Source organism: Streptomyces sp. NPDC088246, assembly GCF_044741025.1.
Lineage (GTDB): Bacteria > Actinomycetota > Actinomycetes > Streptomycetales > Streptomycetaceae > Streptomyces.
In genome coordinates this window covers 180,709-206,387 of sequence record NZ_JBIURV010000013.1, presented here as the reverse complement: position 1 = coordinate 206,387, position 25,679 = coordinate 180,709, and the positions used below count along the sequence as shown (strand labels likewise).

The following is a 25,679-nucleotide window of genomic DNA, read 5'->3' as shown; positions in this document are numbered from 1 at the left end:
TTGTCGCGTCTCGTCTTCTCTTCTTATCGCGGACCGTTGACTACCGTCACCCAAACGATACGCTCCAGAGGCGACAAGGGGGCGATCCGTCATGGACCCGAAGACCTCAGCGCACCTCGACACCTTCGCCAGGGAGCACCTGCCACCCTCGGACCAGTGGCCGGAACTGCTCTTCGACCTTCCCGAACTGCAGTATCCGGCCCGCCTCAACTGCGCGGCCGAACTGCTGGACCGTACGGTCGACCGCTTCGGCCCCGGGCGCCCCGCCTTCCGTACCCCCGACGGCGGGGTCTGGAGCTACGGGGAGCTGCGGGACCGGGTGGACCGGATCGCCCATGCCCTCACCTCCGATCTGGGGGTCGTACCCGGCAACCGCGTCCTGCTGCGCGGCCCCACCACACCCCATCTGGCCGCCTGCTGGCTCGCGGTGCTGAAGGCGGGCGCGATCGCCGTCACGGTGCTGGCCCAGCAGCGGTCCGCCGAGCTCGCCACGATCTGCTCGATCGCCCGGGTGAGCCACGCACTGTGCGACGTCCGGGCGGTCGACGACCTGGTGAAGGCTCAGGTGCCGGGGCTGCGGATCACGGCGTACGGAGGTGACGCCCCGGACGATCTGCTGCACCTGGCCGAGGCCAGGACGGGGCCGTACCGTCCGGTGGACACGGCGGCGGACGATGTCGCACTGATCGCGTTCACCTCGGGCACCACCGGGCGCCCCAAGGGCTGTATGCACTTCCACCGGGATGTGCTCGCCATCGCCGACACGTTCTCGCGCCATGTCCTGCGCCCCACGTCCGACGATGTGTTCGCGGGCAGTCCGCCGCTCGGCTTCACCTTCGGGCTCGGCGGTCTGGTGGTCTTCCCGCTGCGGGCCGGTGCCAGTTCCCTGCTGCTCGAACAGTCCGGCCCGGCGCAGCTGCTGCCCGCGCTCGCGGCCCACCGTGTCTCGGTGCTGTTCACCGCGCCGACCGCCTACCGCGTGATGCTCGACCACATCGACGAGCACGATCTGAGTGCGCTGAGGCGCTGTGTCTCGGCCGGCGAGAACCTCCCGGTCGCCACTTGGCGGTCCTGGTACGAGCGGACGGGTCTGCGCATCATCAACGGCATCGGCGCCACCGAACTGCTGCACATCTTCATCTCCGCCGCCGACGACGCGGTCCGCCCCGGCACCACCGGAGTTCCCGTGCCCGGCTGGCAGGCCCGGGTGCTGGACCGCGAGGGCAGGCAGGTGCCGGACGGGGAGCCCGGACTCCTCGCCGTCCGCGGTCCGGTCGGCTGCCGCTATCTCGCCGACGAGCGCCAGCGGGACTATGTGGCGCACGGCTGGAATCTCACCGGTGACACCTATGTGCGCGAGCCGGACGGCTACTTCCGTTACGTCGCCCGCGCCGACGACATGATCATTTCCTCCGGCTACAACATCGCGGGACCCGAGGTCGAGGACGCCCTGCTGCACCACCCCGCGGTGGCCGAGGCCGCGGTGGTGGGCCGGGCGGACGAGCTGCGCGGCCACATCGTGGTGGCGTACGTGGTGCTGCGCGAGGGCGCGGAACTGGACGCCGACGAGCTGCGCACGTACATGAAGAGCGAACTGGCCCCGCACAAGTGCCCGCGCGTCATCGAGTTCCTGCCCGCCCTCCCCCGCACCGCCACCGGGAAGCTGCAGCGCTTCCGGCTGCGGGGCGACTGACCCGGAAATGCGGGTGCCTCGCTCCACGCACACCCGGCAGGATGAGGCATGACCTGGACCTTCACCGATGACGTCAGCGTCTTTCTCGACGCGGCCGGCGCCTCGCTGGCCGCCCGGCCCGCCGAGAACACCCTGGTTCTGACCGTGACCGCGACCCTGCGCCGCAGCGGCCCGCACGCCTACGGTGACGCCGACCCGCTGCTGGGCTGGTGGCGCGGGGCGGACGGCGAGGTCGCGGGGACGCTGGTGCAGACCCCGCCGTATCCGCCGGTACTGACAGCCGTCGCCCCGGAGGCGGTCGGTCCACTGGCCGCCTCGCTCCCCCTGACCGCGGTCAACGCGGACCGGGCCATCGCCGAGGCGCTGGCCGCCAACTGGCCCGGCCACCGGGTCGTCCAGGAGCAGCGGCTCTACCGGCTGGGGACGCTGATCCCGCCCTCCCCCGCCCCCTCGGGCCGGCCCAGGACCGCCACCGCCGCCGACCGGGAGCTGCTGGTCCGCTGGCACCGCGCGTTCGCCGACGAGGTCGGCCAGCCCTCCGCCCATGCCGAACGGCAGGTGGACGAACGGACGGCGTCCGGCAGCTTGACCCTCTGGGAGGCCGACGGCGTCCCGGTGTCGATGGCGGGCGTCTCCCCGCGGATCGCGGGCACGGTGCGGATCGCGCCGGTCTACACGCCTGCCGAGCACCGCGGCCGGGGCTACGCGGCCGCGGTGACGGCGGAGGTCAGCCGGGCGGCACGGGAGGACGGCGCGCAGGAGGTGCTGCTCTTCACCGACCTCGCGAACCCGACCAGCAACGGCGTGTATCAGCGCATCGGTTACCGGGCGGTCTCGGACCGGTTGCTGATCAGCGCGGCGGAGCAGTGAGCGGGCCGCCGGAACCCGTCTGGCTGGTCGCCGCGAACGTGGTGCTGTGGCGGCGGTACGGGGACCTCGGGCAGGAGCTCCGTCCCGGCACGAAGGCGTACCGGGGCGGGGCGAAGGTGTACGTCGTCGACACCTACCCGGGCATGGGGCACCAGCAGCTGACCACGGTGGGGCACGGGCGGCACACCGGTCACTGGATCACCATCGACACGGGGACCCGCCATCTGCACACCTTCCGGGCGCGGTTGGTGTACGTACCGGCCGTGCTGAAGCGGTGTGCCGGCCGGGGTTCCGCCACCCGGGAGGAGGCCGAGGAACTGGCCGCGCTGCTGGAGCGGGTCGCCCGCGAGGAGCGGCGCGCCCACCACGGGGCACCGTGCCCGGACCGGTGCCGGTGCCACGAGTGCCTGCCCGTCACCCCAGAGTGAGCCGCGGCTTCGGTGCGTCCGTGCGGCCCGTCGGCGGGGTGCGGCTGCCTGCGCGGTACGGGAGCGGCCAGGGCGCGCCCGGTCCGCTGTAGCCCTGGTCGGCCGCCGCGTGCAGCGTCCAGTGCGGGTCGTAGAGATGGGGACGGGCCAGGGCGCACAGGTCGGCCCGGCCCGCGAGCAGGAGTGAATTCACGTCGTCCCAGGAGGAGATGGCACCGACCGCGATGACGGGCACGCACAGCGTGTTGCGGATCCGGTCGGCGTACGGGGTCTGGTAGGAGCGGCCGTACTCGGGGCGCTCGTCGGGGACGACCTGACCGGTGGAGACGTCGATGGCATCGGCCCCGTGGGCGACGAAGGCGCGGGCGATCTCCACGGCGTCCTCGGCCGTCGTGCCGCCCTCGGCCCAGTCCGTGGCGGAGATACGGACGGTCATGGGCCGGTCGTCGGGCCAGTCGGCGCGCATCGCGTCGAAGACTTCGAGGGGGAAGCGGAGCCGGTTTCGGAGCGACCCGCCGTAGCGGTCGGTGCGGCGGTTGGTGAGCGGCGAGAGGAAGCCGGAGAGCAAGTAGCCGTGGGCGCAGTGGAGTTCGAGCAGGTCGAAGCCGCAGAGGTCGGCGCGCCGGGCCGCCGCCGCGAACTGTTCGCGTACGGCGTCGAGGCCGGCCCGGTCCAGGGCGTGCGGGACCTGGTTGACGCCGTCGGCGTAAGGGATCGGGGAGGCGGCGGTGAGCGGCCAGTTGCCGTGGTCGAGTGGCTGGTCGATGCCTTCCCACATCAGTTTGGTGGAGCCCTTGCGCCCGGAGTGGCCGAGTTGGACGCCGATGGCCGTACCGGGTGCGCTCGCATGGACGAAGTCGGTGATCCGGGTCCAGGCGGCAGCCTGTTCAGGGGTGTAGAGGCCGGTGCAGCCGGGGGTGATGCGGCCCTCGGCGCTGACGCACACCATCTCCGTCATGACGAGCCCGGCGCCGCCGAGTGCGCGTGCGCCCAGGTGGACGAGGTGGAAGTCGCCGGGGACGCCGTCGACGGCCGAGTACATGTCCATGGGTGAGACGACGACGCGGTTGCGGAGTTCGAGGCCGCGCAGCCGCAGCGGGGTGAACATCGGCGGGGTGCCCGGGGCACAGCCGAACTCCTCCTCGACGGCGGCGGTGAAGGAGGCGTCGCGCAGCCGCAGATTGTCGTGGGTGACGCGGCGGCTGCGGGTGAGGAGGTTGAAGGCGAACTGGCGGGGCGGCTGGTCGACGTAGGTGCCGAGCTCCTCGAACCAGCGCAGGCTGGCCGCGGCGGCCCGCTGGGTCGATTCGACGACCGGTCGGCGCTCGGTCTCGTACGCGGCCAGTGCGCCCGGCAGGTCGGGCTGTTCCTCGATGCAGGCGGCGAGCGCGAGGGCGTCCTCGACGGCGAGTTTGGTGCCGGAGCCGATGGAGAAGTGCGCGGTGTGGGCGGCGTCGCCGATGAGGACGGTGTTGCCGTGCGACCAGCGGGCGTTGACGACGGTACGGAAGGTGAGCCAGGAGGAGTTGTTGGAGCGCAGCGGCCGGCCGCCGAGCGCCTCGGTGAAGATCTTGGCGCAGCGTACGGTCGAGTGCTCCACGTCGCAGGTGTCGAATCCGGCGGCGCGCCAGACCTCCTCGCGCATCTCGATGATGACGGTGGAGGCGTCGGCCGAGAAGGGGTAGCCGTGGAGCTGCATCACCCCGTACGCGGTCTCGGCGATCTCGAAGCGGAAGGCGTCGAGGGCGAAGTCGGCGGCGAGCCAGATGTAGCGGCAGCGGTGGGTGGTGAGGCGGGGGCCGAAGGTGTCGGCGTGCGCGGCGCGGGTGAGGCTGTGCACGCCGTCGGCAGCGATCACCAGGTCGTATGCGGCGGCCAGCTCGGCGGCCGGCGGTGCCTCGGTGCGGAAGCGGAGCCGTACGCCGAGCCGGTCGCAGCGTTCGTGCAGGATCTCCAGGAGTCTGCGCCGGCCCAGCGCCGCGAAGCCGTGGCCGCCGGAGGTCTGGGTCACGCCGCGGTGGACGATGTCGATGTCGTCCCACCGTACGAATTCGTCCTGGAGTGCCCGGTGGACGACGGGGTCGGCGTGCTCGATGCCGCCGAGGGTCTCGTCGGAGAGGACGACGCCGAAGCCGAACGTGTCGTCGGGTGCGTTGCGCTCCCAGACGGTGATGTCGCGTTCCGGGTCGAGCCGCTTGAGCAGCGCCGCGGCGTAGAGTCCGCCGGGGCCGCCGCCGATGACCGCGATCCGCTTCACGCCGGTCCGATTCACGGCGGGCGCCGTCGCGGCGGACGGCCCGGTTCCGGTCACGCTCGTGTCGGGCGGCATCGTGCTACCGGCCTTGCCACTTCGGCGGCCGCTTCTCGGTGAAGGCGGCGTGGAATTCGGCGTAGTCGTCACCGTGCATCAGCAGGGCCTGGGTCGCGGCGTCCATCTCGACCGCGGCGGCGAGCGGCATGTCGAGTTCGGCGGTGAGCAGCGCCTTGGTCTGGGCGAGGGCGAGGGCCGGTCCGTCGGCGAGGCGGCGGGCGAGCGCTGCCGCGCGCACATCCGCCTGGCCCTCTTCGGTCAGCTCACTGATCAGTCCGATCCGTTCCGCTTCGGGTGCGCGGACCGGTTCGCCGAGCATCAGCAGCCGGGTGGCATGGCCGAGGCCGACGACGCGCGGCAGCAGATAGGCGGCGCCCATGTCGCCGCCGGAGAGACCGACCCTGGTGAAGAGGAAGGCGAAGCGGGCGGACGGATCGGCGACCCGGAAGTCGGCGGCCAGCGCAAGAACCGCGCCGGCACCTGCGGCCACGCCGTGTACGGCGGCGATGACGGGGAAGGGGGTTTCACGTAGGGCCCGCACCACCTGGCCGGTCATGCGGTTGAAATCGAGGAGCTGGGCGGTGTCCATGGCGAGTGTCGCGCCGATGATGTCGTCGACATCTCCGCCTGAGCAGAAACCGCGGCCCTCCCCCGCGAGCACCAGAGCGCGCACGGTGCGTTCGCGGGACAGCTCGGCAAGCAGGTCGCGCAGGTCGGCGTAGGCACCGAAGGTGAGAGCGTTGAGCTTCTCGGGGCGGGCGAGGGTGACGGTGGCAACTCCGTCGTCCGTCGTCAGCCGCAGATGGCGCCAGTCATCCGTACGGGGGGCGGAGCTGGGAAACGGGCTCATCGAGGGGGCTCCCCTTCAGCCGTCGGGCTGCTACCTGCGAACGAACTTATCACTCGTACGTGACTCCCGTCACGAGCACGCAATAGGCGGAGCGTGAGAACTCAATGCCTAACGTCCCCTTCGTACCGGTCGGCGGGCCCTTGCCCGTGTCGTTGCACTTCGTAAGGTTGAAACCGAGAAGTCTTGACCTCCAGAAAGTTCGTGAACTCCGGAACGGAAACCGTGCCGTGCCCTCCGATGCCCCCCTCCCCGCCTCCTGGCGGATCGCCCTGCCGCATTCGACGGTGGCCGTACCGGTCGCTCGCGCCCTGATCCGTACGGCACTGGCGGACATCGACGCACCGGCCGATTCCGATACCGCCGAGCTCCTCACCGCCGAACTGGTCGCCAACGCCGTGGAGCACACCCGCAGCGACGAACCCATCGAGCTGGTGGTGGAGCTCCTGCCGACCGGCTGCCAGGTGGAGGTGCACGACCGCGACCCGGCCTCGCCGGGCGATCTCTCCCATCCGGAGCCCGGCAGCGCACCGGACCCCTGGCAGGAACACGGCCGGGGTCTGCTGCTGATCCGTACGCTCAGCTCGTCCTGCGGTCACCGCACGACGGAGCACGGCAAGGCGGTGTGGTTCACCCTGCCGTCCCGCACGCCTCGGAGCTGACCGGCCGTCTCGGAGCTGACCGGCCGCCCGCATCAACCCGCGTCGGCAGCGGCCAGCCGGGAACGGCTGCGGCCGTAGAAGGCGTACACCGCCGCACCGATGATCAGGAAGACGGCGAACTGCACCCAGGTCGCCCAGCCCGTCCCGTACATCAGATAGAGGCAGAAGACGACACCCAGGAGCGGGCTCACCGGGTAGAGCGGCACCCGGAACGAGCCCGTCACCTCAGGGTTTCGGCGGCGCAGCACGATCACCGCGATGTTCACCGCGACCATGGTGCCCAGCGTGCCGATGGTCGTCAGATTCACCACCACGCCGAGCGACGAGAAGGCCGCCGGGATCGCGAAAACGACCGCCACGATCCAGGTGTTCGCAACCGGTGTCGCCGTCCGCGGCGAGACCCGCTCGAAGACCCGCGGGATCAGACCGTCGCGGGACATCGACATCAGGATGCGGGTCTGCCCGTACATCACCGCGAGCACGACGGATGCGATCGCGACGACCGCTCCGAAAGCGATGATTCCACCACCGACGGTCGAGTCGGTGACCTGGTCGACGACGATCGAGAGCGCGGCCGGCTTGTCGGCGACGGCCTCCGGGCCGAGGGCACCGATGGCGGCGAGCGCGACGGCGCAGTAGAGCAGGGTGACCAGGCCGATGCAGACCATGATCGCGATCGGGATGTTCCGCCGCGGGTTCTTGACCTCTTCGCCCGCGGTGGTGATGGCGTCGAAGCCGATGTACGAGAAGAAGGCCAGCGACGCACCGGCGGTGACCCCGCCCGCCCCGTGGGCGACGAACGGCGTGAGATTCCCGTGTTCGAAGGCCGTGAAGGCGATGACGCAGAACATGATCAGAATGGCGATCTTGAGGACCGCCATCGCGGTGGTGGCCCCCGCACTCTCCCGGACGCCGCGCACCAGCAGGGTGGCGGCCATCATGACCACCAGGACCGCGGGCAGATTGATCACTCCGCCGTCGCCGGGTCCCGCCGAAAGGGCCGCCGGCAGCTGCCAGCCGAACAAGCTGTTCAGCAGCTCATTGACGTACTGGCTCCAGCCGACGGCGACCGCGGAGACCGAGACTCCGTACTCCAGCAGCAGGCACCAGCCGACGAGGAACGCGATGCGTTCGCCGAGGGTCGCGTAGGCGAAGGAGTACGAGCTGCCGGACACCGGGATCGCGCTGCCCAGCTCGGCGAAGGAGAACGCGGTGAAGATGCAGGTGATCGCGGCGAGCACGAACGACAGCACGACCGCGGGGCCCGCCTCGGCGACGCTGTCGGAGAGGCCGACGAAGATTCCGGTGCCGACGACGGCGCCGACACCGAAGCACACCAGCTGGAAGAGTCCCATCGTGCGTTTGAGGCCGTGCCCCTCCAGGTCGGCGCCGGACTCGGCGATCAGCTGGTGGGGGCTCTTGATGCGTGGCCCGGAGGGGCGCAGGGAGCTCGGTGGGCGCAGCGGACTCACGGGGATGGTCTCTTCTCTGGTGGAGCATGTGGGGGGATGTACACCCGGGGCCCTGTGGGGGAGCTCCGGGTGCTGGTGACACCCATGAAAATGGGGTTCGAGCGTGCGAGCTCGAACCCCACCAAGAGACAACATATTAGTCGCCTTCGCGCATGTTCACCCAATCGAGCGCATGATCATGCAGTAGTCGGTGCGGCCGCCAGGGTTGCCACCAGAACGGCCTTGATCGTGTGCATCCGGTTCTCGGCCTCGTCGAAGACGACCGAGTGCGTGGACTCGAAGACCTCGTCGGTGACCTCCAGCTCCGTCAGTCCGTGGGCGGCCTCGATCTCCCGCCCGACCTCGGTGCCGAGGTCATGGAAGGCCGGGAGGCAGTGCAGGAACTTCACGTCCGCGTTGCCGGTGGCGCGCAGGACGTCCATGGTCACGGCGTACGGCGCGAGGGCCTCGATGCGCTCGCCCCAGACCTCCTTGGGCTCGCCCATGGAGACCCAGACATCGGTGGCGACGAAGTCCGCGCCCGTGACGCCCTCGGCGATGTCCTCGGTGAGCGTGACCGTCGCCCCGCTGACCTCGGCCAGCCTGCGGGCCCCGGTGACGATCTCCTCGGCCGGCCAGTACGACTTCGGCGCGACGATCCGCACGTCCATGCCCAGCAGGGCGCCGGTGACCAGGTAGGAGTTGCCCATGTTGAAGCGGGCGTCGCCGAGGTAGGCGAAGGCGATCCGCTCCAGCGGCTTCTCGCTGTGCTCGGCCATGGTGAGGACGTCGGCGAGCATCTGGGTCGGGTGCCAGTCGTCGGTGAGTCCATTGAAGACGGGAACGCCGCCGTACGCGGCCAGCTCCTCGACGGCCGACTGGCTGTCACCGCGGTATTCGATGCCATCGAACATCCGACCGAGGACGCGGGCCGTGTCCTTCACCGACTCCTTGTGCCCCAGCTGCGAGCCGGAGGGGTCGAGATACGTCGTGGACGCACCCTGATCGGCGGCAGCCACCTCGAAGGCGCAGCGGGTACGGGTCGAGGTCTTCTCGAAGATGAGCGCGATGTTCTTGCCACGCAGCCGCTGCACTTCGGTCCCCGATTTCTTGGCGGCCTTGAGCTCGGCCGCGAGATCGATCAGGCCGCGGAACTCCTCGGCCGTGAAGTCCAGCTCCTTGAGGAAGTGGCGACCTGCGAGGTCTATGGCCATGAGACTGCTCCTGGGTCGGGTGAGGTCGTGCATACGGTGACCCTGGAAGTCTATACGAAGCATTGCATCGCTATACGGAGCCCTTGGCTTGCGCGACGATTCTTCGTGTGGAGTCTGTTCGTGCGGAGACTCGTTGTGCAGAGTCACTTTCCTCGCGCCGTGTCGCGCACCGCTGCACCAGGCCGTGCACCGCTACACCGGATCACGCACCACGGGGCAGCTCATGCAGCGGGGGCCGCCCCTGCCCCGGCCGAGTTCACTGCCGCGGATCTCTATGACCTCGATGCCCTCCTTGCGCAGATAGGTGTTGGTGGTGGCGTTGCGCTCGTACGCGACGACGACGCCCGGCTCGACGGCCAGCACATTGCAGCCGTCGTCCCACTGCTCGCGCTGGGCGGCGTGCGCATCCTGGGTGGCCGTGAGGACCCGGATCGAGTCCAGGCCCAGGGCGTGCGCGATCGCGTCGTGCATGTGCTCGGGCGGATGGTCGGTGACCTTCAGGTCCCTCGGCCCTTCACCGGGCTCGATGGTGTACGAGCGGAGCATGCCCAGGCCCGCGTACTTGGTGAAGGTGTCGCCGTCGATCATCGTCATGACCGTGTCGAGGTGCATGAACGCCCGGCGCTTGGGCATGTCGAGCGCCACGATCGTGTGCGCCGAGCCGGCGTCGAACAGTCCACGGGCCAGCATCTCCACCGCCTGCGGGGTGGTGCGCTCGCTCATCCCGATGAGTACCGCGCCGTGGCCGATGACCAGTACGTCGCCGCCTTCGATGGTGGAGGGGTAGTCGCCCTGCCCCTCCGACCAGTGGTGGAAGACGCCTGCGTCGGGGCCGGTGAAGAGGGGGTGATGGCGGTAGATCGCCTCGAAGTGGACGGTCTCGCGCTGCCGGGCCGGCCAGCGCATCGCGTTGATCGACACCCCGTCGTATATCCAGGCCGAGGTGTCCCGGGTGAAGAGATGGTTCGGCAGCGGGCCGAGCAGGAAGTCGTCCAGGTCCATGACATGGAAACGGACGGAGGTCGGCTCGCTGTGCCGCTCCAGGAACTCGCGCTTGGTCATCCCGCCGACCAGCGTCTCGGCCAGCTCGGCGCTGGGCAACTCCTCGAAGGCGGCCCGCAGATGCTCGGTGGCGAGCGGGCCGTACTCCTTCTCCTCGAAGACCCGGTCCAGGACGAGCCGCCTGGCCACCGGAATCTCCAGCGACTCGCGGAGCAGATCGCCGAAGAGGTGCACCTCCACTCCGCGGTCGCGCAGCACGTCCGCGAAGCCGTCGTGCTCCTGGCGGGCGCGGCGCACCCAGAGCACGTCGTCGAACAGGAGCGCGTCCTTGTTGCTGGGGGTGAGCCGCTTCAGTTCAAGATCGGGGCGGTGCAGGATGACGCGGCGCAGCCGCCCGGCCTCGGAGTCGACATGGAATCCCATGCATCCATCCTCACCGCGCGGAGCGCCGTTCACCCGGCGAATCGCCAGCGGTTTTCCGTTGATCTCATCGGAAAACCTGCTGACGCCACTGCCTACAGCCGCGGGTCGACCGGCTCCGACTCCAGGGCCAGCACCGCGAACACCGCCTCGTGGACCCGCCACAGCGGCTCTCCGTCGGCCAGCCGGTCCAGCGCTTCGAGCCCCAGCGCGTACTCCCGGAGCGCCAACGACCTCTTGTGGCCGAGGAACCGGCCGCGCAGCCGCTCCAGATTCTCCGGGCGGGTGTACTCGGGGCCGTAGATGATCCGGAGGTACTCCCGGCCGCGCACCTTGATGCCCGGCTGGACCAGCCTGCCCTTGTCGTCCCGTACGAGCGCGGCGAGCGGCTTGACGACCATGCCTTCGCCGCCGCGGCCGGTCATCTCCAGCCACCAGTCGACGCCGGAGCGCACCGACGCCTCGTCACCGGTGTCGACGACGAGCCTGCGGGTGACCTGGAGCAGACCGGTCGGATCGTGCTCGACCAGCCGGTCGAGCCAGGCCAGCTGCTCGTCGTGCGGTACGGAGGCCAGCGAGCGGCCCTGCACGGCGAGGATCTGGAACGGCGCGAGCCGCACCCCGTCCAGGCCCTGGGTGCTCCAGCAGTAGCGGCGGTACGCCTCGGTGAACGCGGTCGCGTCCTCGGCCCGTCCCTGCTGGCGGTCCGCGAGCGCGCCCACGTCCACCCCACGGGCCACCGCTGCCGCGAGTGCCGCGTTGGCCTCCGGGAAGACCGCCCCGGATGCGGCACCGACCGCGGCGTACTGCGAGCGCAGCAGCCCGGCCGCCTTGAGAGACCACGGCATCAGCTCGGCGTCGAGCATCACCCAGTCGGTGTCCCACTCCTCCCAGAGTCCGGCGGCGGTGACGGCGGTGCGCAGCCTGCCGAGGATCACCTCGGTGAGTGCGACGTCGTCGAGGAACGGCCTTCCGGTGCGGGTGTAGAGAGCCCCGGTCGGACCTCCTTCACCGCCGGAAGCGTGGGAGGTTCCTCCTGCGCCGAACCTCTCACGGGCGGTGTTCGCGTCCCGGCAGACCAGTGCCACCGCACGCGAACCCATGTGCTTCTCCTCGCACACGACCTTGGTGACACCGTCCGCCCGGTACTGGGCGAAGGCCTCGGCCGGGTGTTCCAGATAACCGTCCTCGTGCGAGGCGGCGGTGGGCGCCATGGTCGGCGGGAGGTAGCCGAGCAGCCGCGGGTCGACGGCGAACCGGCTCATGACTTCGAGCGCCGCCGCGGCGTTCTCCTCGCGGACCGAGATGCGGCCCATGTGCCGGGTCTCCACGACCCGGCGGCCGTGCACATCGGCGAGGTCCAGCGGCCTGCCCTCCCTGCCCCCGGGCGCCTCGGTGGTCAGCGGCTTGGCCGGCTGGTACCAGACCTTCTCGGCCGGTACGTCGACGAGCTCGCGCTCCGGCCAGCGCAACGCGGTCATCTTTCCCCCGAAGACCGCACCGGTGTCCAGGCAGATGGTGTTGTTGACCCAGGAGGTGTCGGGCACCGGGGTGTGGCCGTAGACCACGGCGGCACGGCCGCGGTACTCCTCCGCCCACGGGTAGCGCACGGGCAGACCGAACTCGTCGGTCTCACCGGTGGTGTCCCCGTACAGCGCGTGCGAGCGGACCCGCCCGGAGGTGCGCCCGTGGTACTTCTCGGGCAGTCCGGCGTGGCAGACGACGAGCTTGCCCTCGTCGAGCACGTAGTGGCTGACGAGCCCGTCGATGAACTCCCGCACCTGCTCGCGGAAGGCGGGGTCCTTCTCGTCCTCGCGGTCCAACTGCTCGATGGTCTCTGCGAGTCCATGGGTGTGCTGGACCTTGCGGCCCTTGAGGTAGCGGCCGAGCTTGTTCTCGTGGTTGCCCGGCACGCACAGGGCGTTGCCCGCCGACACCATGGACATGACGCGGCGCAGTACCCCGGGGCTGTCGGGGCCGCGGTCCACGAGGTCGCCGACGAAGACCGCCGTACGCCCTTCGGGGTGCGCACCGTCGACGTAGCCGAGCTTGCCGAGCAGGGCCTCCAGCTCGGAACTGCAGCCGTGGATGTCGCCGATGATGTCGAAGGGTCCAGTGAGGTGACGGAGGTCGTTGTAGCGGCGCTCCAGCACCACTTCGGCGCACTCCGCCTCCTCTTCGGTGCGCAGAATGTGCACCTTGCGGAAGCCCTCGCGCTCCAGGCCGCGCAGCGAGCGGCGCAGTTCACGGCGGTGGCGCTGGATGACGTGGCGCGGCATGCCGGCGCGGTCGGGGCGGGCCGCATTGCGCGCGATGCAGACCTCTTCGGGCAGGTCGAGAACGACCGCGATGGGCAGCACGTCGTGGCTCCTGGCCAGCTGGACCAACTGCTTGCGGCTCTCGGACTGGACGCTGGTGGCGTCCACGACGGTCAGCCGCCCGGCGGCGAGCCGCTTGCCCACGATGTAGTGCAGGACGTCGAAGGCGTCACGGCTGGCGCTCTGGTCGTTCTCGTCGTCGGCGACCAGGCCACGGCAGAAGTCCGAGGAGACGATCTCCGTGGGCTTGAAGTGCTTACGGGCGAAGGTGGACTTGCCGGAACCGCTGGCTCCGATGAGCACCACGAGGGAGAGGTCGGTCACCGGCAACGTGCGCGAAGTACTGGTCATGCGACTTTCGCCTCCTTCTCGGTCTCGTTGGCGCTCTCGTGCCAGGACTCGTTCTTGCTCTCGTTCTTGCTCTCGTTTTTAGTCGTGCCCTCATCGGCCGGGGTCATCGTGAAAACGGCCATCTGTGTGGGCGGCCCCACCTCGGGGTCGTCGGGCCCCACGGGGACGAGATGGACCCCGTATCCATGCCGCTGTGCCACCTCCTGGGCCCAGTCGCGGAACTCGGCCCTGGTCCACTCGAACCGGTGGTCACCGTGGCGTACATGCCCGGCCGGAAGGGTCTCCCAGCGGACGTTGTACTCGACGTTCGGTGTCGTCACGAGCACGGTCCGCGGTCGGGCCGAACCGAACACGGCGTACTCCAGCGCGGGCAGCCTCGGCAGGTCGAGGTGCTCGATGACCTCGCTGAGCACGGCCGCGTCATACCCCTTGAGCCGCTTGTCGGTGTAGGTGAGCGAGCCCTGCTGAAGCGTGACCCGTCCGGCCTGCCGCTCCCCCATTCGGTCCAGCCTCAGTCGTCGTGAGGCGATCGTGAGGGCGCGCATCGAGACATCGACGCCGACGATCTCCGTGAAGCCCGCGTCCTTGAGCAGTGCCTGCACCAACTGGCCCTGACCGCAGCCCAGGTCGAGGATCCGGCTCGCCCCGGCGGTGCGCAGCGCGTCGAGGATCGCGATGCGCCGCTGCTCGGCGAGCGGCACCGGCTTCTCCTCGGTGTCGGTCGTCTCGTCCACTGCGTTGTCGATGCTCTCGACGTCCAGGTCGTCCGATTCGGCGAGCCGCACCAGTTCGAGCCGCTGCATCGCCTGCCGGGTCAGCCCCCAGCGTCGGGACAGATAGCGGCTGGTGATCAGCTTCTGCTCGGGGTGGTCGGCCAGCCAGCCCTCACCGGCCCGCAACAGCTTGTCCACCTCGTCCGGTGCGACCCAGTAGTGCTTGGCGTCGTCGAGCACCGGCAGCAGGACATACAGCTGCCGCAACGCGTCCGCCAGCCGCAACTCGCCTTCCAGCACCAGCCGTACATACCGCGAGTCCCCCCACTCCGGGAACTGCTCGTCCAGAGGTACGGCCACGGCGTCCACGCTCTTCCAGCCGAGCGGCCCGAAGAGCTTGCGCACCAGTTCCGCGCCGCCGCGCGCCGGCAGTGCGGGCACCTCGATCCTCAGCGGAAGCGGCGCCTGTGCACGTTCGGGCAGTGCGCGGCACACACCGTTCAGCGCGGTCTTGAAGACCGTGCTCATCGCGACGGAGAGCAGCGAGGACGCCGCATACGGACGGTCGTTGACGTACTGCGCGAGCGCCGCATCGGGGGCGCCGCCCCGGCCCTTGCCCTTGCCGCGCCGCACCAGCGCCACGGGATCCACCTCCAGCAGGAGCGCCGCTGTGCAGCGCTCGGCGGATGCCTCGGGATAGAAGACATGCGCGGTGCCATGGGAGGTGGAGAACGTCTGCGCCTTCTCGGGATGCTTGTGCAGCAGAAAGCCGAGATCGGTCGCGGGACGTTCCGGGTTGCCGGTCGTGCTGATTGTCAGGAACACACGTCCGAGTATGGTCCGCTTCACTCGCCCCCCACCAGGTATTTTCATCTGTCTACGGCACTGTTGCCCCTCCCTTCCCTTCACCTGCCGTCGCTTCGCCGAGCAGCCCGGCCAGCTCCGCGATGGTCTCCCGGGCCGACCCGGCAGCAGCCGCCCACCAGCCGGGCGCCGGCGTCCTCCCAGGCCCGTACTCTCCCGGGATCGAAGGTGGGGGCACCAGCCCACTCCCGGCCGCCGGCATCCCACCGCTCACCGCTGTTCGGATAGACCACGACCGGTTTCCCGGCCACCTGCGCCGCCACCCGCACCGCCCGGTCCGCGTCCGACGGATCACAGCAGTTCACCCCGACTGCCAGCACACGGTCATGCCCCGAGGCGAGAGCGAAGGCCGTCTCCAGCGACTGCCCCGCCCTGGTCCGGTCCCCCGCCACGCTGTACGAGAGCCAGACGGGCAGCCCGCACCCCTCGACCGCACGCAGCAACGCCTCGGCCTCGTCGATGTCCGGCACCGTCTCCAGCGCCAGCACATCGGGCCCTGCGGCGGCCAGCGCCTCCACCCGCGGCCGGTGAAACCGCTCCAGCTCCCGGACGGAGAGCCCGTAACGGCCCCGGTACTCGCTGCCGTCCGCCAGCATCGCCCCGTACGGGCCGACCGAGGCGGCGACCCAGATCTCCCGCTCCACCGCACCCGCGGCCCGCCGCGCCAGCCGCACGCTGCGGGCGAACAGCTCCGCCGCCTGGGCCCGTCCGATCCCCCGCCTCTCGAATCCCTCGAAGGTCGCCTGGTAACTGGCCGTGATGAGCACCTGCGCACCCGCCCGCACATAAGCAGTGTGCGCGGCCTCGATCTGCCCCGGCCCGTCGGCCAGCAGCCGGGCCGACCACAGAACGTCGGACAGATCGCAGCCCTGCGCCTCCAGCTGGTTGGAGAGACCACCGTCGAGCAGGACCGTCCGCTCCAAGAGGGCACGATCGAGCGCGCGGGTGGGCGGACCGTTGACTGACCGGACAGGTTGCACGGGTGACTCCCTCGTGAGCCGGGCCCGGACCTGGCTCGGGTGAGCGGCGACCGATCCCTGACTCGGGTGAGCCGGGATGGTTCCCGGCTCAGGTGAACTGGGACTGGACCTGGGAGGAGATCAGCTCCAGGTGCTCCAGGTCGTCCAGATCCAGGACCTGGAGGTAGATCCGGGACGACCCGATCGCGCCGTACCTGCCGATCTTGTCGACCACCTCGGCAGGTGAGCCCGCGAGCCCGTTCGCCTTCAGCTCCGCCACCTCACGACCGATGACGGAGGCGCGCCGCGCCACCTCGGCGTCGTTCTTGCCGACGCAGACCACCAGGGCGTTGGAGTACACCAGGTCGTCCGGTCCGCGGCCGGCCGCCTTCGCCGCCTCCCTGACCCGGCCGAACTGCTTCTCGCTGTCCTCCAGCGACGCGAAGGGAATATTGAATTCGTCCGCGTACCGGGCGGCCAGCCGTGGTGTGCGCGTCGCACCGTGACCGCCGATCAGGACCGGCACCTTGGCCTGCGCCGGCTTGGGCAGCGCGGGCGAATCGGTCAGCTGGTAGTACGTGCCGTCGAAGCTGAACGTCTTGCCGATCTCGGTCGCCCAGAGTCCGGTGACGATCTCCAGCTGCTCCTCCAGCCTGCCGAACTTCTCCTTGGGGAACGGGATGCCGTAGGCCTTGTGCTCCTCCTCGAACCAGCCTGCGCCGAGGCCGAGCTCGACGCGCCCGCCGGACATCTGGTCGACCTGCGCGACCTGGATGGCGAGCACGCCGGGGAGCCGGAAGGTCCCCGCGGTCATCAGCGTGCCGAGCCGGATCCGCTTGGTCTCGCGCGCCAGCCCGGCCAGGGTGATCCACGCGTCGGTCGGGCCGGGCAGCCCGTCCCCCGGGCCCATGCGGAGGTAGTGGTCGGAGCGGTAGAAGGCGTCGAAGCCGAGGTCTTCGGCCGCCTTGGCGACGGTGAGCAGGGTGTCGTAGTCGGCCCCTTGCTGGGGCTCGGTGAAGATTCGAAGATCCATGCATCCATCCTGCACCTCCGGATGCCGGTCGTTCCCCTCCTTCTCCCTCCCACGCGCCGCCCCTGCCGAAGCCCTCTACGGTCACGGCCGTCCCGTACACCGTCCCGTCCCTCGTCACTCCCTGAATCCTGCGCGGTCACGGCTGGCCCGCCGCCGAGCCCGCCGGTCCGCGGATCGCACCGTAGGGGCCGTCCCGCTCCCGGCCTCGCTCCAGATCCTGCTGCCGCTCCCGGTCCTGCTCATCGAGGCGCCGGAGCATTCCGTGCACCCGGTCCATGGACTCGTCGGCCGCGTCGATCGCCTCCATGCACTGCCAGTAGAGCCCCTGCTCGTCGGTCTCGCAGGCCACCCCGACCAGGGCTATCCCCACCTCTCCGAGCAGTGTGCCCAGCCCCGTCAGCGTCGCCCGCGGTTCGGCGAGCCCGGAGAGCTGCGCGGCCCGCGCCACTCCGGCCCGCGCCGCCGGGTGGTCCAGCGCCCCGCCGCTCCTTCCGCCGATCTCGCTGAGCCCGCGTGCCTCTCCCCGTAGCTCCTTGGGCCCGTCCGCCGCCAACCGGCTGCCGATCGCCTGAGCGAGCGCCTGGGCCTGCCATGCCTCGGCGATGATGTCCGGTGTGCAGCGGCTCTGTGCCAGAGCACGCCGACTGACTCCCACAAGCCGCTCCGCTTCCATGCGTTACCCCAGTCCGTACGAAAAGCCGCTCAACTCATTCATTACCCACAGTGAGGGCGCCCCTACCGAAAAGCCAGGGGAATTCGGAAATCTGTGGACAGGAAGTCGACTGTGAATAAGTGGATCACTCCGAAGAGTGACGATCTGGCGAATCAAGGGTGTCCGGGCGCTCCCGCACCGGGAATCGGGCCTCATTCCGGTCGATCTTCTCCGCCAGCGCCGTCAGTGCGTCGATCCCCAACACCTCGCAGAACTGCAGCAGATAAGCGAGAACATCCGCGACCTCGTCCGCCACCCGGTGCGCCGTCTCGGGTGTCTCCATCACCCGCGCCGACTGCTCCGGCGTCAACCACTGGAAGATTTCGACCAGTTCGGACGCCTCGACGCTCAGCGCCGCCGCCAGGTTCTTCGGGTTGTGGTACTGCTCCCAGTCCCGTGCAGCCGCGAACGCGGCGAGCCGTTGCTGCAGGGCGCGTACATCAAGTTCTGTCACGGCTTCAGGTCTACCACCGTCACCCCGGCCGTCTCCCGGGCTCGCACCGCACCCGACTCCGTGACCGTCCCCACCAGCCTGAGATGCCCGGCCGCCCCGATCGACACCGCCAGATCCAGCAGTCCGCGCAACTGCCGTCCGTCCAGGTCCCGGTCGATTCCGTCGGCCAGCACGGTGAGGGTCTGCATGGCCCACGGCACCTCGCCGGCGGCGTCCACCGCCAGCACCCCGGGGCCGGTGAGCAGTACCAGAGCAAGCGCGAGATACCTCAGCTCACCGTCGCCGAGCCGGCCGACCGGCGTCTCATGCCCCCCGCCGCGCCCGACGGTCGCGCGCAGCAACCCGTCCGCGAGCCGCTCGACACCGAGTGCGGTCACCGGCCCCGCGCATCCTGCGTGAGTCGCCGCAACCAGCCGGGCGTGGCGTTGGGCGCACTGCGTGTGCGTGCGCTCCAGCACCGCCGCGAGGTTGTCGCAGCCGCGGCGCAGCCGGCCGTCGCCCGCAGGTACGGGCGCACGCATCCGTGGCGGCTGCGGTTCACAGGCGAAGACCGACCGCAGGGCCACGACCATCTGTTCGGCGGCGGCCAGGACCTGTAACTGCCCCTCGGTCCTGCCCGCCACCCGCAGCGGCAGCAGGGCCGTTCCGAGGCGGTCGTCCGGCAGCGGCGCACGCGTCACCGGGACCGCACCCGCTGTGTGCCAGGCCGCCTGGACCGTCGAGCGCCCCGGGTCGCGCAATGCGGTGGTGAGCAGGGTCTCGCCACCGCCGGTGAGCCGTTCACCGACGATACGGAGGGTGGGCTCCGCCTGGACCGCCACGTCGAGCCGTACCGGTCCTGCCGGACCGTCCGTCGTGCAGCCGATCCGGAATCCGCGGCGGCCCTGCGCATCGGCCGCGGCGCCTTCCGGTACGCACCCCGCCGGGTCCGGGAAGACCTCGTCGAGCGGGTCTCCGCTGCCCAGCCGCGACAGCACCTCGTACGCCCGCAACGCACTCGACTTGCCGCTGCCGCCGGGTCCGGCGAAGAGCGTGACCGGGCCGATGGGGAAGTTGGCGCCCCGATGCGAGGCGAAGGCGGACAACCGCAGTTCGGTGACGACAGGTCCGGCGGAGCGGACAGGACCGCCGGAACGCCACACGGCCTCCGGGCGGGCCGACGTATCCGTAGCGGCGGGGCCGTCACCGAACACGGACGTGCCGGTAGCGGCAAGAGCTTCACCGAGCACGGCTGTACGGGCGGACGGTTGCGGGGTGGTCCCCGGGCGGAGTGCACTCATGGGCGGACCGTACGCAGACCGCAAAGCGGCGAACCGTTCCGCCTGAACGACCTTCCTACGATCGGGCTACGCCTGCCGCGGCAATCCCGCCCCGGACGGCATTCCCACGATCGAAGGACGCCGACCGCCGCACCCACCCTGCCAACACCCGCCCGGCAGCCTTCCTACGACCCGGGTACGCCCGCCGCCGTAACCCCCTCGACCTCCATGCCGAGCGGCGACAGCAGGAAGACATTCCGGTCGACCCGGTGCATTCCGCTGCCCAGACCGAAGACCACCCCGCTGGTGAAGTCCAGGATGCGCTTGGCCACATCCGTCTCCGCGCTGGTCAGATCGAGCAGCACCGGGATCTGTGCGACCAGGTACTCCGCCACCTCCCGCGCGTCCGCGAAGACCTGGACCCGCAGCACGACGAGGCGCCGCTGTTCGGCTGCCGCGCTCTCGTCGGGGACCGTACGGTGATCGACCCTGGAAGGCCACTGGTCACGGCCGCGCAGAGGTACGACCTGGGCAAGCCCCTCCCACTGCTCGTCCGTGACGTCGTACCTGTCGTACCTGCTCACCGGACCACCCCGTCTGTGCTTCGGTCGGCGTTGCGCCCGCTGCGCTCGCTGTTCATCGGGCAATTCTCTCGCCCCTCACCCGTTCGGCGTACCACCGACACGGTTCACGGGCCGATCGACACCGCTGACGGCCCGTCCGAAGCACCCTCGGCCGCGTCGTGCCGGTCCGTCTCCGCAGTCATGTCGACGGGCGTGAAACGTACCGGAAGCCGCACCAGAGCACGGTGGAACGGTCCCGGCCGCCACTTCAGTCCGTTGACCGGAACGTCCAGTTCTGCGTCGCACAGCTGACTGGTGAGCTGCTCGATCGCGGTCATGGCGATGAGCAGCGCCGGCTGCTTCGCCGGGCACCGGTGCGGACCGGCCGACCAGGCCAGATGGGCACTGGCTCCGGAGCGGACCCCGGGGTCCGAAAGGTCTGGCACGGACTGGGTGTTGGCGGCGGCGTAGGAGACGAGGAGCAGCTGTCCGGCGCGCAGTCGGACGCCGTGGAACTCCGTGTCGTGGCGCGGGTAGTGGGCCGCGAAATTGGCCAGCGGCGGGTCCTGCCAGAGGACCTCGTTGATCGCCTCGTGTGCCGTCATCGCGCCGCCGTGAAGCGAGCCGGCGTAGCGCACGTCGGTGAGCATGTGCAGCAGCGCGTTGCCGATCAGATTGGTCGTCGGATCGTGGCCCGCGCTCATGATCAGAGTGATCTGACGCACAGTCTCGTCGTTGTCGAGATTGGCCGGATGGGCGAGGAGGTACGAGGTGAGGTCGCGGCGCGGCCGGGCGCGCCGGTCGGCGACCAGATCGGTGACGACCTCGACGAGGTCGGCGTACGCGGTGGCGGCGTCCTCGGCGGAGTTGAACATGCCGGCGATGCCGTTGACGATGCGTTCACTGTCGCCCGGCGGTACGCCGAACCAGGTGACGAAGACATGCACCGGGAGTCGTCGGGCGTACTGGGCGATCAGGTCGCCGCTGCCGGTGGCGGCGAATTCACCGATGAGCATCTGGGCGACCCGGGCGACCTCGGCCCGCAGGACGTGGGGCTCGATCAGGGCGAGGCTGTCGTTGATGGCGTCGCGGTAACGGGCGTGTACGTCGCCGTCGCTGAAGAGCGCGGTGGGCCGGTAGCCGAGCATGGGCAGGACCGGCGAGTCGTCGGGGACGGTGGCCTGCCAGGCGCGCGGGTCCTTGGTGAAGGTGTGGGTGTCGCGCAGCAGGTCGACGGCGGCCTGGTAGTCCGTGACCAGCAGGGCGTCCATGCCGGGCGCGATCCGGACGGGGGCCAGGGGGCCGTGCTCACGCAGGCGCCGATAGTGGCTCTGCGGGTCGGCGGCGAAGTCCGGGCCGTACAGCGCGAGGGGCTGCGGCGGTTGTACGGGCGGGGTCATGACGGGTCCTCGGGCCGGGGCATTCCGGCCAGCACATGCTCGGCGAGCGCGATCAGTGCGTCGATGCTGCCGCGGCGTTCGCGGGCGTCGCACTGCACCAGCGGGGTCTCGGGGGCGAGGTCGAGGTGTTTGCGCAGAACCTCGTCCGTGTGGGCGGGGGCGTCGGGGAAACGGTTGACGGCGACGGCGTACGGCAGTCCCTGCTCCTCGACCATGTCCATGACCGCGAAGGAGTCGGCGAGCCTGCGGGTGTCGACCAGGACGAGTGCGCCGAGCGCACCGCGTGCGATGTCCTCCCAGAGTGGGAGGAACCGCTGCTGGCCCGGCGTGCCGAACATGTAGAGCACCAGGTCGTCGAGGACGGTGAGCCGGCCGAAGTCGATGGCGACGGTGGTCGTGGTCTTGTCCGGCAGGCCTGCGGTGCTGTCGAGCCGGGTGCTGGACTGGGTCATCGCCTCTTCGGTGTGGAGCGTGGCGATCTCCGACAGCGTACGGATCAGGGTGGTTTTGCCCACGCCGAAGGGACCCGTGACGACGAGCTTCATCAGGGTCCGGGCGGCAGGCGGCAGATAGCCGATGCCGGTCCGGTCAGTGGAGGGAGCGGAGTCCAACGAGCAGCCTCTCGACGAGCGACCGGTCGATCTCCCCGGCGCTGGGGATGGGCGGTCGGGTGTGCAGATGTCCGGCGGCCGCGAGGTCCGTGGCCAGGAAGACGGTGGCGCTGACCGGCAGACCCAGGTGGGCCGCGGATTCGACGACGGTGAGCGCGCCCGGTTCGAGCAGCTCGCACAGCCTGCGCTGTTCCGAGCCGGTGTCCGGGGGCAGGTCCGTGTCGGTGCGTACGAGCACGGCGAGCCGGTCGAGCGCGGGACCGGCGGGCCGGGTCCGGCCGCCGGTGACCAGATAGGCGGGGATCAGACGGCGTCCGCGGCCGGAGGTCATGGCCGGGCGGCGGTGTCCGGTTGGCGGGCGGGCGCGTTCATCGCCCGGGTCAGGGCGGTGACCTGCACCTGCATCTGGTAGGCGATGTCGCCGAGTTTGGCTCCGGGTTCCGCGAACAGGGCGAGTGTGGTGTTGTTCCCGGCCGGTACGACGATGGCGAAGCCCTGGTCGGACTCGACAACCGTCTGGGCCAGGCGCGGCGCCTCGACGTCGGTGAAGGCCGTGGTGAACGCGCGGGCCGCGGCGTGCACCGTGGCGGTCATGGCGGCGACCCGCTCGCCGGACGCCCGGTCCAGGCCGGGTGAGGCTCCCTCGACGAGGCCGTCCCCGGTGGCGACCACGGCGTGCTGGACTCCGGGCAGCTCCAGCAGAGGGGTCAGCACCCATGCGAGGTCACCGGTGGTGGGAGTGGGGGCGCTCACTTCTCGTCGTCTCCTTGGTCGTCGTGGTCGTCCGGGCGGTGATCGTCCGGGTGGTGAACGTCCGCTGCCGGTGCGGATGACCGACCGGCGACGCTCCTGCCGTTGAGGGTGCCCTGTTGGAGTGCCGCCCAGGAAGCCTCGGCCTGCTCGGGTGTACGGGACACCTGTTCCCGGTCCCGGGTGAGGGCGGCGGATGCGGACCGGGCCGGGGTCGGGCGTGGTGAACGTCGGCGCCGGCTGGGCAGCTCGGCAGGGTGCCCGCCGGCGGCTTGCGGTGCCGGCGCGGGTTCCGGCTCGGCGGGGGCGGAAACCGAAGGAGTGGCGTGCGCCTGCATCGGCTTCGGGGCGAGGGCGGAGAGGCTGTGGTCGTCCTCCATCACGGTGAGCAGATGGGCGGGGACGCGCAGGATCGTACGCATTCCGCCGAACGGCGATGCCTCGATGTGGCAGGTGAAGCCGTACTGCACGACGAGCCGGCCGACGACTGCGAAACCGGTCTGCGGTGGGTCGCCCAGCTCGGTCAGGAGCACCTCGGACGGACCCGCCAGCAGTGCGCGGGCCCGGTCGAGCGCATCGTCGTCCATGCCGATGCCCGCGTCGTCCACGACCAGGAACGCGCCACGGCCACCGCTCTGCTGGACGGTCACCTGTACATCGGTGTCGGGGTGCGAGTAGGCCGTGGCGTTGGCCAGCAGTTCGGCGAGTGCGATCGCGAGGGGTTCGGCGGCGCGGGCGACGAGCGCGAGCCGTTCGTCGCGCAGATGGTTGGCGACCTTGATCCGCTCATAGCCGGCGACCCGGGACTGGGCGCCGAGCACGATCTCGACGAGCGGCGAGTTCTGGCGGGCGAGCCCCGGCCAGGCGTCGCAGAGCACGGCGGTGGACTGGGTACGCCGCAAGGCCAGTTCATTACGGAAGTCCAGCTGCAGGATCCGTGGGTCGTCGTACTCGTGCTGGAGTTCGTGCAGCAGTTGCTGGGACTGGTTGAGCAGGGACTGGATCTTGGCCGAGGTGCCGCGCATCGCCGCCCGGGCGGCCGCGTCGACGCGCCCGCGCTCCTCGACGACCGCCGTGCGAGCGGCCTGTACGGCCTCGGTGAGCAGCCGGGCGGAATCGCCGTCGACCCCGGCCGCCTCCCGCAGTCCGGGGACCTGGGCGGTGGGGTGGGAGAGGGCGAGCGCCGCGGCGGGTATCCGCTTGCGGGCCAGCTGCCGGATCTCGTCGGTGAGGGCGGCGGTACGGGCCGTGGCGGCCTTCGACTGTCGTTCGGCCAGCTCGGCGCGGGCCAGGGCCAGGTGCTCCGAGCGCGCAGCGTTCTGTGCGCGGACAGCCGACGCCACGGCAGCGGCGACGGCGATCACCGCCACGATCCATCCCATGCCGTCACCGCATTTCTGTTGTCGGATCGGTCTTCCGGCCGAAGCGGCGGCAAAAGCTCCGCTCACTTCTCCACCGGGCCTGCTTACTTCTCCGCCGGACCCGCCGACTCACGGGCCTGCTCCACCTCTTGAGCGACCACGGCGACGTCGGTCATCACCTGGAGAACTCCGGGCAGTTCGGAGCCGTCGAGCTGCCGGTACTCGCTTCCGATGGTCACCACCAGCCGCTCGGGGAGGCCGAGCTCCGGGTAGCGCCCCTCGGCGATGACCCGGCGGGCCGCTTCAAGGGCGGGAATCCCGGCTGCGTGAAAGGCGTGGGCGCGCTCGCGCACGTACTCCAGATACACGATGTGATCGCGCACCCCGACGGGGTCGAGGACCGGTCCGTGGCCCGGGACGACGATCTCGGCGCCGGTGGCCAGCATCCGCTCGCAGGCCGCGATCACATTGCTCAGCGGACCCGCCCAGTGCACCGGGTGATCGCCCGGCCGAGCGGGGGTGGAGGAGAAGATGATGTCCCCGCTGAACACGGCACGCTGCGCGGGCAGATGGACCATCAGGTCGCCCGTGGTGTGCGCGGACGGCAGGGCGGAGAGCTGAACCGGGTACTCCCCCAGGGTCAGTTCGAGCTCCCCGGTGAAGTACGTCGTCGGCTGCACCGGCTCGGTCTGCGACCAGTCGAAGGGGCCGAAGTGACGTCCGAGGTAGGCCCCGAGCGCGGTGGCCGGATCGCCGGTGGCGACCAGCGCGTGCTGCTGCATGGGCGTGGGCTCGTAATGGATGTGCTCGCGGGCCTCCCGGGTCGCGATGATCTCCGCGTCCGGGAGTACGCCCGCTCCCCAGAAGTGGTCGCCGTTCGCGTGGGTGACGATCACCCGGTCGATGGAGGCACCGTCGGGCAGCCGCTTCGTGGACTCGGCCAGGAACTGGCCGGCCAGCGCGGTGTCGTACGGGGTGTCGATCCAGAGCGCGCCACGGGGCGAGACGAGGAGACCGCAGTTCGCCAGCCCCCAGCCCCGTTTCGGCGGGAGCCATGCGTACAGGCCCCGTCCCAGGTCAACGACGTCTCCACCCGTGATCGACATGGACGCGATTATGCCGACCACGATCCGGCCATGCGTTCGAACTCGGCCACCATGAGATCCCATTGGCGCAAAATCGCCGCTCACGCTCTCCGGTGCCGCAGGCTCGGTGACCGTACGAGACCAGCACCCCGCACTCCCATACGACACCTTTCGGATGATCACCCACAATTCACCCGACGGTGTCACACACAGCGGCGGACACCGATCGAGCCGTCGCCAAACCAGAAAGAGCCGACTACCCACCGAGCATGGCTGAAAACAGCCGTACCGAGACCTCCGGTGACGGCGCCGGAAGCGCTGTCACCGAAGGTCGTCGAAAGCCTCGTG

At 70.3% G+C, this 25,679-nt stretch carries 23 protein-coding genes; 4 read left to right on the top strand and 19 right to left on the bottom strand.

Annotated features, from left to right (window positions below; all coding sequences use genetic code 11):
* The first annotated feature begins 91 nt into the window (after window positions 1-91).
* From ACIPEK_RS20115 to ACIPEK_RS20105, 3 genes are read left to right on the top strand one after another with little or no spacing between them, the layout of a single operon-like run.
* Complete coding sequence (locus ACIPEK_RS20115) at window positions 92-1,693, top strand: AMP-binding protein (protein ID WP_401997734.1); 1,602 nt, start codon at window positions 92-94, stop codon at window positions 1,691-1,693.
* A 48-nt stretch (window positions 1,694-1,741) separates the two neighbouring features.
* Entirely contained in the window at window positions 1,742-2,563 is an 822-nt protein-coding gene (locus tag ACIPEK_RS20110; RefSeq protein ID WP_401997731.1) for a GNAT family N-acetyltransferase, read from the top strand.
* Window positions 2,560-2,991 (top strand): hypothetical protein, encoded by a 432-nt coding sequence (locus tag ACIPEK_RS20105; RefSeq protein ID WP_401997728.1) that lies wholly within the window; start codon window positions 2,560-2,562, stop codon window positions 2,989-2,991. The genes ACIPEK_RS20110 and ACIPEK_RS20105 overlap by 4 nt, the downstream gene beginning before the upstream one ends.
* On the opposite strand, the gene ACIPEK_RS20100 is transcribed toward ACIPEK_RS20105, so the two are convergent.
* Window positions 2,978-5,320, bottom strand: coding sequence for a bifunctional salicylyl-CoA 5-hydroxylase/oxidoreductase (locus ACIPEK_RS20100; protein WP_401997725.1), 2,343 nt, complete (start codon window positions 5,318-5,320; stop codon window positions 2,978-2,980). The genes ACIPEK_RS20105 and ACIPEK_RS20100 overlap by 14 nt on opposite strands.
* A 4-nt stretch (window positions 5,321-5,324) precedes the next feature.
* Window positions 5,325-6,152 carry an enoyl-CoA hydratase family protein gene (locus ACIPEK_RS20095; protein WP_383075020.1) on the bottom strand — a complete coding sequence of 276 codons (828 nt, stop codon included), beginning with the start codon at window positions 6,150-6,152 and terminating at the stop codon, window positions 5,325-5,327.
* A gap of 227 nt (window positions 6,153-6,379) precedes the next feature.
* On the opposite strand from ACIPEK_RS20095, the gene ACIPEK_RS20090 reads away from it, so the two are divergent.
* Entirely contained in the window at window positions 6,380-6,811 is a 432-nt protein-coding gene (locus ACIPEK_RS20090; RefSeq protein ID WP_383075018.1) for an ATP-binding protein, read from the top strand.
* A 32-nt stretch (window positions 6,812-6,843) separates the two neighbouring features.
* Here the strand turns inward: ACIPEK_RS20090 and ACIPEK_RS20085 are convergent, their stop codons facing one another.
* The 17 genes from ACIPEK_RS20085 to ACIPEK_RS20005 all read right to left on the bottom strand — a co-directional run bounded on the left by ACIPEK_RS20085 (window position 6,844) and on the right by ACIPEK_RS20005 (window position 25,352).
* A complete protein-coding gene (locus ACIPEK_RS20085) occupies window positions 6,844-8,283 on the bottom strand; it encodes an amino acid permease (RefSeq protein ID WP_401997721.1) in 1,440 nt (479 codons plus the stop codon).
* Between the two features lie 176 nt (window positions 8,284-8,459).
* Window positions 8,460-9,476, bottom strand: a complete 1,017-nt coding sequence (gene argF / locus ACIPEK_RS20080; RefSeq protein WP_401997718.1) for an ornithine carbamoyltransferase — start codon at window positions 9,474-9,476, stop codon at window positions 8,460-8,462.
* 192 nt (window positions 9,477-9,668) lie between these two features.
* Window positions 9,669-10,901 carry an arginine deiminase gene (locus ACIPEK_RS20075; RefSeq protein WP_401997715.1) on the bottom strand — a complete coding sequence of 411 codons (1,233 nt, stop codon included), beginning with the start codon at window positions 10,899-10,901 and terminating at the stop codon, window positions 9,669-9,671.
* Between the two features lie 92 nt (window positions 10,902-10,993).
* Window positions 10,994-13,567 (bottom strand): polynucleotide kinase-phosphatase, encoded by a 2,574-nt coding sequence (locus ACIPEK_RS20070; RefSeq protein WP_401997712.1) that lies wholly within the window; start codon window positions 13,565-13,567, stop codon window positions 10,994-10,996.
* Complete coding sequence (locus tag ACIPEK_RS20065) at window positions 13,564-15,105, bottom strand: 3' terminal RNA ribose 2'-O-methyltransferase Hen1 (protein ID WP_401997709.1); 1,542 nt, start codon at window positions 15,103-15,105, stop codon at window positions 13,564-13,566. Before ACIPEK_RS20065 ends, ACIPEK_RS20070 begins: the two co-directional genes overlap by 4 nt.
* A gap of 80 nt (window positions 15,106-15,185) precedes the next feature.
* Window positions 15,186-16,067 (bottom strand): homocysteine S-methyltransferase, encoded by an 882-nt coding sequence (gene mmuM / locus ACIPEK_RS20060; RefSeq protein ID WP_401997706.1) that lies wholly within the window; start codon window positions 16,065-16,067, stop codon window positions 15,186-15,188.
* 145 nt (window positions 16,068-16,212) lie between these two features.
* Window positions 16,213-17,136 (bottom strand): LLM class F420-dependent oxidoreductase, encoded by a 924-nt coding sequence (locus ACIPEK_RS20055; protein WP_114247185.1) that lies wholly within the window; start codon window positions 17,134-17,136, stop codon window positions 16,213-16,215.
* 136 nt (window positions 17,137-17,272) lie between these two features.
* Window positions 17,273-17,809, bottom strand: coding sequence for a DUF6099 family protein (locus tag ACIPEK_RS20050; RefSeq protein WP_401997703.1), 537 nt, complete (start codon window positions 17,807-17,809; stop codon window positions 17,273-17,275).
* 124 nt (window positions 17,810-17,933) lie between these two features.
* Window positions 17,934-18,302 (bottom strand): nucleotide pyrophosphohydrolase, encoded by a 369-nt coding sequence (locus tag ACIPEK_RS20045; protein WP_401997700.1) that lies wholly within the window; start codon window positions 18,300-18,302, stop codon window positions 17,934-17,936.
* Window positions 18,299-19,582, bottom strand: coding sequence for an ATP-binding protein (locus ACIPEK_RS20040; RefSeq protein ID WP_401997697.1), 1,284 nt, complete (start codon window positions 19,580-19,582; stop codon window positions 18,299-18,301). Before ACIPEK_RS20040 ends, ACIPEK_RS20045 begins: the two co-directional genes overlap by 4 nt.
* A 164-nt stretch (window positions 19,583-19,746) precedes the next feature.
* Entirely contained in the window at window positions 19,747-20,145 is a 399-nt protein-coding gene (locus tag ACIPEK_RS20035; RefSeq protein ID WP_093899016.1) for a cell division protein SepF, read from the bottom strand.
* Between the two features lie 104 nt (window positions 20,146-20,249).
* A complete protein-coding gene (locus ACIPEK_RS20030; RefSeq protein WP_401997694.1) occupies window positions 20,250-21,524 on the bottom strand; it encodes a cytochrome P450 in 1,275 nt (424 codons plus the stop codon).
* Window positions 21,521-22,135 carry a GTP-binding protein gene (locus ACIPEK_RS20025; RefSeq protein ID WP_401997691.1) on the bottom strand — a complete coding sequence of 205 codons (615 nt, stop codon included), beginning with the start codon at window positions 22,133-22,135 and terminating at the stop codon, window positions 21,521-21,523. The genes ACIPEK_RS20030 and ACIPEK_RS20025 overlap by 4 nt, the downstream gene beginning before the upstream one ends.
* Complete coding sequence (locus ACIPEK_RS20020; protein WP_401997688.1) at window positions 22,113-22,466, bottom strand: DUF742 domain-containing protein; 354 nt, start codon at window positions 22,464-22,466, stop codon at window positions 22,113-22,115. Before ACIPEK_RS20020 ends, ACIPEK_RS20025 begins: the two co-directional genes overlap by 23 nt.
* Window positions 22,463-22,888 carry a roadblock/LC7 domain-containing protein gene (locus ACIPEK_RS20015; protein WP_327272400.1) on the bottom strand — a complete coding sequence of 142 codons (426 nt, stop codon included), beginning with the start codon at window positions 22,886-22,888 and terminating at the stop codon, window positions 22,463-22,465. Before ACIPEK_RS20015 ends, ACIPEK_RS20020 begins: the two co-directional genes overlap by 4 nt.
* Window positions 22,885-24,267 (bottom strand): ATP-binding protein, encoded by a 1,383-nt coding sequence (locus tag ACIPEK_RS20010; RefSeq protein WP_401997685.1) that lies wholly within the window; start codon window positions 24,265-24,267, stop codon window positions 22,885-22,887. The genes ACIPEK_RS20015 and ACIPEK_RS20010 overlap by 4 nt, the downstream gene beginning before the upstream one ends.
* A gap of 83 nt (window positions 24,268-24,350) precedes the next feature.
* Complete coding sequence (locus tag ACIPEK_RS20005) at window positions 24,351-25,352, bottom strand: MBL fold metallo-hydrolase (RefSeq protein WP_401997682.1); 1,002 nt, start codon at window positions 25,350-25,352, stop codon at window positions 24,351-24,353.
* Between the last annotated feature and the right edge of the window lie 327 nt (window positions 25,353-25,679).